This is a genomic window from Phenylobacterium sp. (assembly GCF_019636135.1).
In the GTDB taxonomy this organism is placed as follows: Bacteria; Pseudomonadota; Alphaproteobacteria; order Caulobacterales; family Caulobacteraceae; genus Phenylobacterium.
The window spans coordinates 65428-77353 of record NZ_JAHBYD010000007.1; the positions used below are offsets into that span (position 1 = coordinate 65428).

The following is an 11926-nucleotide window of genomic DNA, read 5'->3' on the forward strand; positions in this document are numbered from 1 at the left end:
CCTTCACGAAGAAGGACTAGCGAGCCCTTCAACCGGCCGCGATTCCCGGCGACAGTCCTCCCGATGCTGATCGGTCTGCAGATCCGCGACGTGGTGCTGATCGAGGCCCTGGACCTGTCCATCGGGCCGGGCCTGACGGCGCTCACCGGCGAGACCGGCGCGGGCAAGTCGATCATCCTGGATGCGCTGGGCCTGGCGACGGGCGCGCGCGGCGATGCGGGCCTCGTGCGGCGCGGCGCGGCCCAGGCGGTGGCGACCGCGGCCTTCGCCCCCACGCCGGACCACCACGTCTGGGACATCCTGGAGGAGAAGGGGCTGGCCTACGCCCGCGACGAGGACCTGGTCCTGCGCCGCACGCTGAGCGCGGACGGCCGCAGCCGCGCCTTCGTCAATGACCAGGCCACCGGCGTCGGCGTGCTGAAGGAACTGGGCGAGGCGCTGCTGGAGGTGCATGGCCAGCATGAGACCGTGGGCCTGCTCGACGCGCGCACGCACCGGCCGCTGCTGGACGGCTATGGCGAGCTCCGCGTCCCGCTGGGCGAGGCGGCGGTGGCCTGGAGCGCCTGGCGCGAGGCCCGCGGGCGGGTCGAGGCGCTGAGGGCCGACGTGGCCCGATCGGCCGCCGAGATCGAGGAGTTGACCTTCCGCCTCTCGGAACTCGACCGCCTGGATCCCCGCGAGGGCGAGGAGACCGAACTCGCGGAGCAGCGGGCGATCCTGGGCGCGGCCGAAAAGGCGCTGGCCGATATCGGCGCCGCGCGCGACACCTTCGACGGGCTGGGCGCCAAGGTGGCCTCGGCCATCCGCGCCCTGGAGCGCGCCCGCGACCGGGCGGTGACGGCGGGCGCCGCCGCGGACGGTCCGGCCGTCAGCCGCCTCGCCGCCGCCGCCGAGGCGCTGGACCGGGTGCTGGTCGAGGCGGGCGAGGCCGAAGCCGCGATCGACAGCGCCGCCCAGGCGTTCGACTTCGAGCCCGACCGCCTGGAGAAGGCCGAGGAGCGGCTGTTCGACCTGCGCGGCCTGGCGCGGAAGCTGAGCGTCGCGGTCGAGGCCCTGCCGGCGTTGCGCGTGCAGTTCGCCGAACGCTTGCGGGCGGTGGAGTCCGCCGAGGGCGCGCTCAAGCGGGCCGAAGCGGAGGCCGCGGCCGCGCGGGCGGCCTACCTCGCCGCCGCGGATGCGCTGAGCCGCGTCCGGCGGGCGGCCGGCGCGCGGCTGGCCGAGGCCGTGATGGCGGAACTCGCGCCGCTGAAGCTGGACAAGGCGCGCTTCCGGGTCGCCGTCGAGCCGCTGGGCGAGGACCGCGCCGGGCCGGCCGGCCTCGACCGCGTCGCCTTCGAGATCTCCACCAACCCCGGCGCGCCGTTCGGCGACCTGGGCGCGATCGCGTCGGGGGGCGAGCTGGCGCGTTTCGCCCTCGCGCTCAAGGCCGCCCTGGCCGGGCGTGGGACGGGGCCGCAGCCCCTGATGATCTTCGACGAGGTGGACCAGGGCGTCGGCGGGGCCGTCGCCGACGCGGTGGGCCTGCGCCTCAAGCGCCTCGCCTCGGCCGCCCAGGTGCTGGTCGTCACCCACAGCCCGCAGGTCGCCGCCCGCGCCGAGGCCCACTGGCGCATCGCCAAGGCCGGTGACGCCGAACGCGTCCGCACCGTCGTGGAGATCCTCTCGCCCGCCGACCGCGAGGAGGAGATCGCCCGCATGCTCGCGGGCGCCCAGATCACGGACGCCGCCCGGGCCGCGGCCCGGGCGCTGATGGACGCCTAGGCCGCGACGGGCCGGCGACGGCGCAGCGCGCCGCCCGCCAGGCCGAAGCCGCCGATCATGAGCGCCCAGGTCGCCGGCTCGGGCGCCGCCGCGCCGTTGGCGATGTTCCGGCTCAGGAAGCCCTGGCCCACCGACTGCTGGGTGCCGGCGAAGAAGGTGTTCGCCTCGTCGTACTGCACCGAGAAGGTGTGGCTGGCGTCGATGAAGCCGCCGCGGTTCGAAATGGCCTGCATGCCGATGACGATGGCGAAGGTGTCGCCCGGGTTCAGGCGGATCGCGTTGCCGTCGCAGCCCTGCGACAGGCCGAGCGACTGGTTGTACTCGCCGGCGCCGACGCCGCCGCTGAAGAAGCTGGTGACGCCCAGGACGCCCGAGCCGCCGCAGCTCGGGAAGCCGAAGGTGCTGCTGATGATGTCGATGGCGTCGGAGGTCGGCGGGAATTCGTCGGTCACCGCCTTCACGGTCACCAGCGCCAGCGAGACGTTCAGGATGCCGTCGCCGGCGAATTCGTTGGCCGGGAACGGCCCGTCGATGTCGCCCGAGGTCAGGAAGTGCAGCGCGCCCTGGATGGCGAAATCGATCGCGACGTCGCCCGTGTAGGTGAAGCTCCGGAACGCGACGGCCGAAGAGCCGGTCCGGGTCTCGGCGCCGGACTGCGAGCTCAGCTTCATCGTGGGCAGGTAGTCAGAGCCGAACGCCAGGGACGCCGAGGTGCTGGCGCCTTCCAGCAGGGTCGAGCTGGCGGAGAAGGTGGAACCGTAGCCGCCGTAGAACTGGCTCGCCTGAAGCCGGTCGCCGGTGAAGCTGCCGGCGCCGTTCTCATCGACGACGATACAACTGCCCGAGCCGGCCGGGCAGCCGCGGTTGGTGAAGATCGCCGCGGAGCCCGAGACATCGGCCGCCAGGGCCGGCGCCGCCACAAGCCCCGCCGCCAGGGCGATGGCCGCAGCCGTCAGCTCGAGCGGACGAGCCGCTCCGTTCGAACGCTTCATGATAGTCCACCCTCGCGCCGCATCCCACACAGCGCCCGGGCAAAAATCACGACCGATGTTCTTTTGACAATACGGCTCCCGTTTGAAGCGCATCGTGCAACTGAAGATCGAGTGGCCCGACCGGAAACCCATCCGGGCGGATGAGCCGGGTTCGCGCGGCGGTCCGGACGGCGCCCGCACGATGCGTCACGGGCACTTCCGCAAGGGGCGAGGGGCGGGCTACAGCTTCCCCGCCATGGCTCCCGCACCCATCTCCGTCGACGCCCTCACCGAACCGCAGGCGCTCGCGGAGCTGACGGCGCTCGCGGACGAACTGGCGCGGCACGACATCGCCTACCATCAGAACGACGACCCCACGATCTCGGACGCCGACTACGACGCGCTGAAGCGCCGGAACGCCGAGATCGAGGCCCGCTTCCCGCACCTGGTGCGCGAGAACTCGCCGTCGCTGAAGGTAGGCGCGGCGCGGTCGGAGAAGTTCAGGGCGATCGAGCACGGGGTCCCGATGCTCAGCCTCGACAACGCGTTCTCGAACGAGGACGCGGTGGAGTTCGACGCGCGCATCCGCCGCTTCCTGCGCCTGCCTCCGGACGAGACGGTGGGCTATACGGCCGAGCCCAAGATCGACGGCCTGTCGTGCTCGATCCGCTACGAGAAGGGCGAGCTGGTGCGCGCGGCGACCCGTGGCGACGGCCGGGTCGGCGAGGACGTCACCGCCAACGTCCGCACCATCGGTGAGATCCCGCACAGGCTCGCGGGCGAGGGCTGGCCCGACGAGATCGAGATCCGGGGCGAGATCTATCTCGGCCACGAGGAGTTCGCCGCCCTGAACGCGGCCGCCGCTGAGGCCGGCCAGAAGACCTACGCCAATCCCCGCAACGCCGCGGCCGGCTCGCTGCGCCAGATCGACCCCACGATCACGGCCGCCCGGCCCCTGCGCTTCTTCGCCTACGCCTGGGGCTATCACTCCCAGCCGTTCGCTCAGACGCAGTGGGAGGCGCTGCGGAAGCTGAAGGGCTGGGGCTTCCGGACCACGCCCGAGAGCCGCCGGGTCGAGAACGCCGCCGGCCTGCTCGAAGCCTACGACGAGATGGAGAAGGTGCGCCCGCACCTCGGCTACGACATCGACGGCGTCGTCTACAAGGTCGACCGCCTCGACTGGCAGCAGCGCCTGGGCTTCGTGAGTCGCGCGCCGCGCTGGGGCGTCGCGCGCAAGTTCCCGGCGCAGCAGGCGCGCACGGTGCTGGAGGCCATCGACATCCAGGTGGGCCGAACCGGCGCGATCACCCCGGTGGCGCGGCTGCATCCCGTGACGGTCGGCGGCGTCGTCGTCGTCAACGCCACCCTGCACAACGCCGACGAGATCGCGCGCAAGGACATCCGCGTGGGCGACACGGTCATCCTGCAGCGCGCCGGCGACGTGATCCCGCAGATCGTGCAGGTGGTGCTGGAGGAGCGCCCGAAGGACGCCGCGCCCTTCGCCTTCCCGACCCACTGCCCGTGCCCGCTGCATACCGAACTCGTGCGCGAGACCACGGCGTCCGGGGCCGAGACGGTGGTGCGCCGCTGCGCGGGCGAGTTCGCCTGCCCGTTCCAGAAGCTCGCCCACCTGCGCCACTTCGTGAGCCGCCGCGCCTTCGACATCGAGGGCCTGGGCGAGAAGCAACTCACCCTCTTCGCCGAGAAGGGCTGGCTGAACTCGCCGGCCGACATCTTCCGGCTGAAGGCGCGGCGCGAGGAGATCCTGGCGCAGGACCGGTTCGGCGAGACCAGCGTGACGAACCTGCTGGCCAGCATCGAGGACCGCCGCAACATCGACCTCGACCGCTTCATCTACGGCCTGGGCATCCGCCACATCGGCGAGACCACCTCGACGGCGCTGTCGCGGCACTTCGAGACCGCGGAGCGGTTCGTCGAGACCTCCAGGCTGGCGGCCGGGCAGACGGCGGGGCCGATGTTTGCCGAACTGTCCGACCTCGACGGGCTCGGTCCCACGGCCGTGTCGGCGGTGCTGGAGTTCGCCCGGGGCGGGCCGGGGCTGCTGGTCCCGCCGGACCTCTCGCTCGACAGCCGCCTCAAGCTCGCGATCCCGAAGCTGAACTCCAAGGCCCGCGCGGCGCTGGAGGCGCGGTTCGGCGACTGGGCGTCGCTCGAGGCGGCGGCCCGCCAGGCCGCGGCCGAGACCCCCGGCGCCGCCTTCCTGGAGGTGGCCTCGGTGGACGCCGTCGGCGTCGTGGCGGCCCGGATGATCGCGGAGTTCTTCGGCGAGGACCACAACCGCGCGCTGGTCGACGACCTGCTGGGAGAACTGACCGTCATCGCCGCCGAGAAGCCGAAGACCGACACCGCCGTGGCCGGCAAGACGGTGGTCTTCACCGGCAGCCTGGAGCGGATGACCCGCGACGAGGCCAAGGCGCAGGCCGAGCGGCTGGGCGCCAAGGTCTCGGGCTCGGTCTCGAAGAAGACCGACCTCGTCGTCGCCGGGCCCGGCGCGGGCTCGAAGCTGAAGGAGGCCGAGAAGCACGGCGTGAAGGTGCTGACCGAAGACGAGTGGCTCGCGCTGGTGGGCGGCTGAGGTGGCAGACGTCACCAACGAACAGCGCCTGCTGATCGGCTACGACCGGCTGCGCAGCCATCTGCTGAACCTGGCCGAGCTGATCTTCCTGAGCGTGCTGGAGACCGAGCCGCAGAACGCCACGGCGCTGCGCCTGCTGGGCGTCGCCCGCTGCAAGCTGGGGCGGACGGGCGAGGGCGTCGCCCACCTGCGCGCCGCCGCCGAGCGCGCGCCCGGCGTCGAAGTGATCTGGAGCGATCTGGCCGCGGCGCTCCGCGACAACGGCGAGGCGGCCGCTGCCGCCGAGGCCTATGGCCGCGCGGTCGCCCTGCGCGACCCGGCCGCCCCGCCGCTGTCGCCGCTCGACGGCCTCAGCTTCGCCCACGAACGGGCCAGCCACGTCTTCGAGGCGTTCGACTATCCCTACGCCGCCGCCATCCGCTATGGGGCGGGCCGGCCGTCGCACCCCGGCCTGGCCGGCCTCATCGGCGCCGGCCGCGAGCGCTATGCCGCCCTGCTGCGCGACATGGGCGGGATCCAGGCCGACCTGGCGGCCATTCCCCTGGGCGCCCCCGATCATGCGCTGACGCCGGCCTGGCTGAACGCCTGGTACGCCACCCTGGACGGCATGGCGCTGGTGGCGATGCTGCGCCGGCACGACCCGCCGCGCATGGTCGAGATCGGCTCGGGGATGTCGACGAAGTTCGCGCGCCACGCCATCGGTGCCTATGGCCTTCGCACCCGCATCACCTCCATCGACCCGCAGCCGCGCGCCGAGATCGACGCCATCTGCGACCGCGTGATCCGCAAGCCGCTGGAGGCCTGCGCGCCCGAGATATTCGACGCGTTGCAGCCCGGCGACGTCTTCTTCCTCGACAGCTCGCACCGCGCCTTCCAGAACTCGGACGTCACCGTCTTCTTCCTGGAGATCCTGCCGCGGCTGAAGCCCGGCGTGATCGTGCATGTCCACGACATCTACCTGCCCGACGACTACATCGCCGGCCACGTGCCGCGGATGTGGAACGAGCAGTACCTGCTGGCCACCGCGCTGCTGTTCGGCGGCGAGCGCTTCGAGATCCTGTTCCCGTGCTGGTTCGTGGGCCAGGACCCGGAGCTGCGCGCCCTGGGCCGGTCGCTGGTCTGCAAAGGCCCGCTCGAAGGCCTCGACCTCTATGGCGCGGGATTCTGGCTGACGAAGACGGCCTAGCGGCGCGTCTTCAGTTCGTCGCAGGCGGCGGGTTCCTGGGTCCTGGCGAAATCCTCGACGGTGAGGCGGCCGGTCGACGTCCCGCCCTCGGCCTTGGCTCGGACGGCCGTGAAGACGGAACCCGGCAGCACGACCTCGGCGATCGCGGCCCGGTCCTCCTTCGCCATGGCGTCGAAGAAGCGCTGCACCGTCCGGGTGACCTCCGCGTCGCGCGGGTCGGGCGCGGGCGCGGCGGCCATGGCGAACGCCGCCATCAGGCCTGCAATCATCACGTCCCCCTCAGCCCGGCGCGCGGGCGGTGACGATCCAGGTGGCGGAGTCGAGCTTGAGGCCGTCGGGCCCGACATGCCGGGCGAGCGCCTCGCGGACCGAGCCGATGACGGCGTCGGCCTTGTCCGGATGCTGCCGCAGCAGGGCGCCGAGCGGGCCGACCTTCAGCGAAAGTTCCAGGCTGGCGTCGAGGTCGCCGCCGCCGATCTTCTCGGCGTGCGGGGCGATGGCGATGTCCGTGAAGCCGGCCGCCTCCAGGATGCCGCGCAGCCGCCCCGCGTCGGCGAAGGCGAACGGGCCGGGCGCGGTCGGATCGGCCGGGGCCTCCGGCGGCGGCAGGTGCGCCAGCGCCGCCTGCATCGGCAGCGTCATGATCGGGTTCTCGGCCGGCGTGCGCCAGCAGACGAAGGCGAGCCGGCCGCCCGCCTTCAGCGCCCGGCGCAGGTTGGTGAAGGCGGCCACCGGATCGGCGAAGAACATCACGCCGAAGCGCGAGAAGACCCCGTCGAACCTGCCGGGCGGAAAGCCGTAGGTCTGGGCGTCGGCCTCGATGAAGTGGACGCCGGGCGCGCCCTCGCGGCGGCGGCGCGCCGCCTCCAGCAAGGTGGCCGAGATGTCGACGCCGGTGACCTCGCCGCCGGGCGTGACTTTCCGCGCCAGTTCGAACACGGTCTCGCCGGCGCCGCAGCCGACGTCGAGGATGTCCTCGCCGGGCTGCGGGGCCAGCGCCGCCATGGCCGCGCGGCCCAGCGGGGCGAGCTGGCGGTCCAGCGGGCGTTGCATCGCCGCCCAGGTCGGGCCGGCGCCGGTGTTCCAATACTCGGCCTGCGACGCGTTCGGGGCTGTGTTCGGCTCGCTCATCAGAGGGGCTCCGTGACGTCGGCGAGCCAGGCGCGCACCTGCGGCTCCAGCAGCGGCCCGACCGTCTCGCGGACCTGGGCATGGTAGGCGTCGAGCCGGGCGCGCTCGTCGGCGCTCAGCATGTCCGCCACGATCAGGCGGCGGTCGATGGGGGCCAGCGTCAGGGTCTCGAACCCGTGCATGGGCCGCTCGCCGCCGGGGATCGGCGCGGCCTCGGTGACGAATTGCAGGTTCTCGATGCGGATGCCGTAGCCGCCTTCCTTGTAGTAGCCGGGCTCGTTCGAGAGGATCATGCCGGGCCGCAGCGCCACGGTGTTCGGCGCCTTGGCGATGCGCTGCGGCCCCTCGTGGACGCCCAGGTAGCTGCCGACGCCGTGGCCGGTGCCGTGGTCGTAGTCGAGGCCGTGCATCCAGAGCGCCTGGCGGGCCAGCACGTCGAGCGCCGAGCCGGTCGTGCCCGGCGGGAAGCGGATCGCCGCCAGCGCCAGGTGGCCCTTCAGCACCAGGGTGAAGCGCTCGCGCATCTCGTCCGAGGGCTCGCCGATGGCGATCGTGCGGGTCACGTCGGTGGTGCCGTCGAGGTACTGCGCGCCCGAGTCGACCAGCAGCAGCGAGCCCGGCTCGGTCCGCTTGTTGAGCCGCTGGGTCGGGCGGTAGTGGACGATGGCGCCGTTCGAGGCGGCGCCGGCGATGGTGTCGAACGACAGGTCCTTCAGCGCGCCGGTGGCCTCGCGGAAGGCCTCCAGCTTGCTGACCGCCTCGATCTCGTCGGGAGGATTGATCTGCCCCTCGGTGGCGACCCAGTGCAGGAACCGCGTCAGCGCCGCGCCGTCGCGGATGTGGGCCTGGCGCGAACCCTCGATCTCGACCGCGTTCTTGCAGGCGCGGGGGAGCGCGCAGGGGTCGTCTGCGCGGATCACGCTCGCGCCGACCTCGCTCAGGGTGTCGAAGTACCAGGCCGACGACTGGGCCGGGTCGATCAAGACGCTCTTGCCCTTGAGCTCGGCCAGCGCCGCCGGCAGCTCGGCCGGCGTCTCCAGCCGCACCTGGTTGCCCAGCCACGCCGGCAGCTCGGGCGTCACCTTGGCGGGGTCGAGGAAGAGCCGCGCGGCCCCGTCCTTCGCCAGGATCGCCTGGCCGATCGGCAGGGGCGAGCGGATGACGTCGCCGCCGCGCACGTTGAACAGCCAGGCGATGGAGGCGGGCGCCGTCAGCACCGCCGCGTCGCCGCCCCTGGCCGCCACGATCTGGCCGACGCGGGCGCGCTTGGCGCTGGAGTCCTCGCCCGAGAACTCGGCCTTGTGCGGCACGACCGGCGCCTGCGGCTGCGCCGGGCGGGCCCGGCCCCAGGCGGCGTCCAGCGGGTTGTCGTTCACGGCCACCAGTTCCGCGCCGGCCTTGGCGGCCGCGTCCTTCAGGCGGGCGAGCGCGTCGGGGCTGTGCAGGCGCGGGTCGTAGCCGATCCTCTGTCCGCGGCCGGTCGCGCTCTCGAGGTAGGCGGGCACGCCGCCCTCCACGAGGTCGCGGATCTCGAACACGCCGGCGTCGACCTGGTCGCGGACCTGCAGGGTGTAGCGGCCGTCCACGAAGACGGCGGCCTTGTCCTTCAGGATCACCGCCGCGCCGGCCGAGCCGGTGAAGCCGGTGGCCCAGGCCAGGCGGTCGTTGGCGGCGGGCAGGTACTCGTTCTGGTGCTCGTCCTCATGCGGCACGAGGAAGCCGTCGAGGCCCTGCTGCGCCATCGCCTGGCGGATCAGCGGCACATGGCGCGGCCCGAACGAGGGATCGGTGCTTTCGTCGAAGGTCTGGCGCATGCCAGCGATGTAAGCCGTCCCGCGCGCGAGGGCAAAGGGCGCTGTGGGCTTATTTAATCCGGGTAAAATTGACAACGCCCGAGGCTGCGCGTAGAGGCCGCGCCATGGACAAGCAATCCCGCCGCGAACTGCTGCGCGGCTTCAAGGAGAAGAAGACCGCCGCCGGCGTCTATGCGGTGCGCTGTGCTGCGTCGGGCGAGGTGTGGGTCGGCGGCTCGCGCAACATCGACCCGCAGCGGAACTCGATCTGGTTCTCGCTGAAGCAGGGCGCGCACATGAACCGCGCCATGCAGGCGGCCTGGAAGGCGCACGGCGAGGGCGCCTTCACCTACGAGGTGCTGGAGCGCCTCGAAGCCGAGGACATGACGCCGCTCGGCCTCGCCGACCTCACCAAGGCCCGCGAACGCCACTGGATCGAGGCGCTCGCGGCGAAGAAGGCCGTCGGCTGAGGATGCCGCGGGCTCAGGCGCGCCGCAGAACCAGCGTGGCCCAGGCGTCGCGGTGCAGGCGGCGCACGAGCCGGAATCCCTTCGACGCGTAGGCGGCCAGCACGCGGCGCTCCTGGGTGCGCAGCAGGCCCGAGAGGATCGCGATCCCGCCCGGCTTCAGCGCCAGCCGGATGTCTTGCGACAGCGCCACCAGCGGCGGCGCCAGGATGTTGGCGAAGGCGAGGTCGTAGGGGCCGTCGTCGCGGACCAGGCTGTGGTTCAGCCCGGAGGCGTGGACGAAGCGGGCGTCCGACCGGTTCAGCGCCGCGTTCTCGTTGGCGATGCGGACGCTGGGCGCGTCGATGTCGGTGCCGACGGCGATCCGCGCGCCGGTGCGGGCCGCCGCGATGGCCAGCACGCCGGTGCCGCAGCCCACGTCCAGAACCCGCTCGAACCGCTGGGCCTTCAGGAGGTCGTGGAAGGCCTGCAGGCAGCCGACCGTCGTGCCGTGGTGCCCGGTGCCGAACGCCGCGCCCGCCTCGATGCGCAGGTTCACGGTGCTGGCGGGCGCGAGGCCCTTGTCGTGCGCGCCGTAGACGAAGAAGCGGCCCGCGCGCACCGGCGGCAGGCCCGAGAGCGCCATGGCCAGCCAGTCGGCGTCGGCCAGCGTCTCGGTGACGACGCGCAAGGCCGGCCAGCCCTTCAGCACCGCGGCGATGGCGGCCTGCTCGGCGGGCTCGGTCGGGAAGGCGTCGATGCGCCAGACGTCGTGGTCCTCGTCCTCCTCCAGGATGGAGAAGGTCAGGGCCTCGGTGGCCGGGTCGGCTTCGAGCGCCGCCGCGGCGGCTTCGGCGTCGGCGCGAGGGCCGCGGGCGATGATCTGGACGGCCTCTTCGCTCATGGGCGCGAGGCTCTAGCCGCTGGGGCGGCGAAAGGCGAGGGGGATCGGCCGGCGTGTCAGAGCCACTTGGCGCGCTTGAAGGTGAAGAACAGGACCAGGCAGGTCACCGCGACGAAGCCCAATACGTAGTAGTAGCCGTACTTCCAGTGCAGTTCGGGCAGGTTCTCGAAGTTCATGCCGTAGATGCCCGCCACGGCGGTGGGCACCGCCAGGATCCCCGCCCAGGCGGCGAGCTGGCGGGTGATCACCCCCTGCCGCTGGCTCTCGAACAGGTTGGCCACCTCGAACACCGACGAGAGCACGTCGCGAAGCTGTTCGATCGCGCTGGAGACGCGGCGCACATGGTCGCCCACGTCGCGGAAGTAGGGCCGCACCATCGGGTCCATGAACGGCAGGTGCAGATGCTCCAGCCGCGCGCACACCTCCTCCATCGGGCCCAGCACCCGGCGGAACCGCACCAGCGACTGGCGCAGGTTGAAGATGTGGGTGACGTCCTCGCGGCTGAGGAAGGCGTCCAGCGCGCGGCCCTCCATCTCCAGCACGTCCTCCTCGATCGCCTCGACGATCGGCTGGTAGCTGTCGACGATGAAGTCGAGCACCGAATAGAGGACGTAGGCGATGCCGTGGTTGAGCAGGGCCGGCGCGCCCTCGAGATGGCGCCGCACCTCCGTGTAGGCCCGCTCGGACCCCTTGCGGATGGTGATCACGGTGTTGCGGCAGAGGAAGATGCAGGTCTCGCCGTAGACGATCTCCTCGCCGTCGAGGCGGGCGGTGCGGGCGGCGACGAACACCTGGTCGCCGTAGACGCTGACCTTCGGCAGCGGGTGCTCGCAGAGCACGTCCTCGACGATCAGCGGGTGCAGGTTGAACCGCTCCTGCAGGATGCCGAGCTCGTCCGCCGTCGGATCGACCAGCCCGATCCAGGCGAACTGGTTCGCCTGCACCACCCGGTCCTCCGGCTCGTGCAGCCGCAGGTGCCGGAGCCGGTGCCCCTCCGCATAGACCCTGGCCGCCGCGATCGGCATCCGCCCGCACGCTCCCCTCAACTCGCGGCGATGAGACGCCAAGCGGCGAGGATGCGCAACAACCCTCCTCTCCCCCCGCGAAGCGGAGAGGGAGAGGGCAGGGAGAGGGCGGC

10 protein-coding genes are annotated in these 11926 nt (G+C 72.4%); 4 read left to right on the forward strand and 6 right to left on the reverse strand.

Annotated features, from left to right (window positions below; all coding sequences use genetic code 11):
* Positions 1-63: 63 nt before the first annotated feature.
* The gene (gene recN, locus KF737_RS06750) at positions 64-1761 is read left to right on the forward strand and encodes a DNA repair protein RecN (RefSeq protein WP_296451928.1); all 1698 of its coding nucleotides are present in this window, start codon (positions 64-66) and stop codon (positions 1759-1761) included.
* Here the strand turns inward: recN and KF737_RS06755 are convergent.
* Positions 1758-2753 carry a PEPxxWA-CTERM sorting domain-containing protein gene (locus KF737_RS06755; protein WP_296451929.1) on the reverse strand — a complete coding sequence of 332 codons (996 nt, stop codon included), beginning with the start codon at positions 2751-2753 and terminating at the stop codon, positions 1758-1760. The two genes, recN and KF737_RS06755, sit on opposite strands and share 4 nt — an antisense overlap.
* 235 nt (positions 2754-2988) lie before the next feature.
* Between KF737_RS06755 and ligA the strand changes: the two genes are divergently transcribed.
* Complete coding sequence (gene ligA / locus KF737_RS06760) at positions 2989-5328, forward strand: NAD-dependent DNA ligase LigA (RefSeq protein WP_296451931.1); 2340 nt, start codon at positions 2989-2991, stop codon at positions 5326-5328.
* A 1-nt stretch (position 5329) separates the two neighbouring features.
* A complete protein-coding gene (locus tag KF737_RS06765; RefSeq protein ID WP_296451933.1) occupies positions 5330-6514 on the forward strand; it encodes a class I SAM-dependent methyltransferase in 1185 nt (394 codons plus the stop codon).
* Here KF737_RS06765 and KF737_RS06770 read toward each other — a convergent pair.
* Genes KF737_RS06770 through KF737_RS06780 form a run of 3 tightly spaced genes read right to left on the reverse strand, consistent with a single transcriptional unit; the run spans position 6511 to position 9459 of the window.
* Positions 6511-6783, reverse strand: a complete 273-nt coding sequence (locus KF737_RS06770) for a hypothetical protein (RefSeq protein ID WP_296451935.1) — start codon at positions 6781-6783, stop codon at positions 6511-6513. The two genes, KF737_RS06765 and KF737_RS06770, sit on opposite strands and share 4 nt — an antisense overlap.
* Positions 6784-6793: 10 nt before the next feature.
* A complete protein-coding gene (locus KF737_RS06775) occupies positions 6794-7645 on the reverse strand; it encodes a class I SAM-dependent methyltransferase (RefSeq protein ID WP_296451938.1) in 852 nt (283 codons plus the stop codon).
* Entirely contained in the window at positions 7645-9459 is a 1815-nt protein-coding gene (locus KF737_RS06780; RefSeq protein ID WP_296451940.1) for an aminopeptidase P family protein, read from the reverse strand. Before KF737_RS06780 ends, KF737_RS06775 begins: the two co-directional genes overlap by 1 nt.
* Before the next feature lie 104 nt (positions 9460-9563).
* Here KF737_RS06780 and KF737_RS06785 point away from each other — a divergent pair, with 104 nt between their 5' ends.
* Entirely contained in the window at positions 9564-9908 is a 345-nt protein-coding gene (locus KF737_RS06785) for a GIY-YIG nuclease family protein (RefSeq protein WP_296451943.1), read from the forward strand.
* 13 nt (positions 9909-9921) lie between these two features.
* Here KF737_RS06785 and KF737_RS06790 read toward each other — a convergent pair whose 3' ends face one another.
* Together KF737_RS06790 and KF737_RS06795 are read right to left on the reverse strand one after the other, a co-directional pair.
* The gene (locus KF737_RS06790) at positions 9922-10788 is read right to left on the reverse strand and encodes a 50S ribosomal protein L11 methyltransferase (RefSeq protein WP_296451945.1); all 867 of its coding nucleotides are present in this window, start codon (positions 10786-10788) and stop codon (positions 9922-9924) included.
* Positions 10789-10844: 56 nt separating this feature from the next.
* Positions 10845-11813, reverse strand: a complete 969-nt coding sequence (locus tag KF737_RS06795; RefSeq protein ID WP_296451946.1) for a magnesium and cobalt transport protein CorA — start codon at positions 11811-11813, stop codon at positions 10845-10847.
* Positions 11814-11926: the final 113 nt, after the last annotated feature.

Excerpts from the sequence above, each read along its gene's own strand:
- KF737_RS06770 (WP_296451935.1), bottom strand. The coding sequence starts at position 6,783 with ATGATTGCAGGCCTGATGGCGGCGTTCGCCATGGCCGCCGCGCCCGCG.
- recN (WP_296451928.1), top strand. The coding sequence starts at position 64 with ATGCTGATCGGTCTGCAGATCCGCGACGTGGTGCTGATCGAGGCCCTG.
- KF737_RS06785 (WP_296451943.1), top strand. The coding sequence starts at position 9,564 with ATGGACAAGCAATCCCGCCGCGAACTGCTGCGCGGCTTCAAGGAGAAG.
- KF737_RS06755 (WP_296451929.1), bottom strand. The coding sequence starts at position 2,753 with ATGAAGCGTTCGAACGGAGCGGCTCGTCCGCTCGAGCTGACGGCTGCG.
- KF737_RS06780 (WP_296451940.1), bottom strand. The coding sequence starts at position 9,459 with ATGCGCCAGACCTTCGACGAAAGCACCGATCCCTCGTTCGGGCCGCGC.
- KF737_RS06775 (WP_296451938.1), bottom strand. The coding sequence starts at position 7,645 with ATGAGCGAGCCGAACACAGCCCCGAACGCGTCGCAGGCCGAGTATTGG.
- ligA (WP_296451931.1), top strand. The coding sequence starts at position 2,989 with ATGGCTCCCGCACCCATCTCCGTCGACGCCCTCACCGAACCGCAGGCG.
- KF737_RS06790 (WP_296451945.1), bottom strand. The coding sequence starts at position 10,788 with ATGAGCGAAGAGGCCGTCCAGATCATCGCCCGCGGCCCTCGCGCCGAC.
- KF737_RS06795 (WP_296451946.1), bottom strand. The coding sequence starts at position 11,813 with ATGCCGATCGCGGCGGCCAGGGTCTATGCGGAGGGGCACCGGCTCCGG.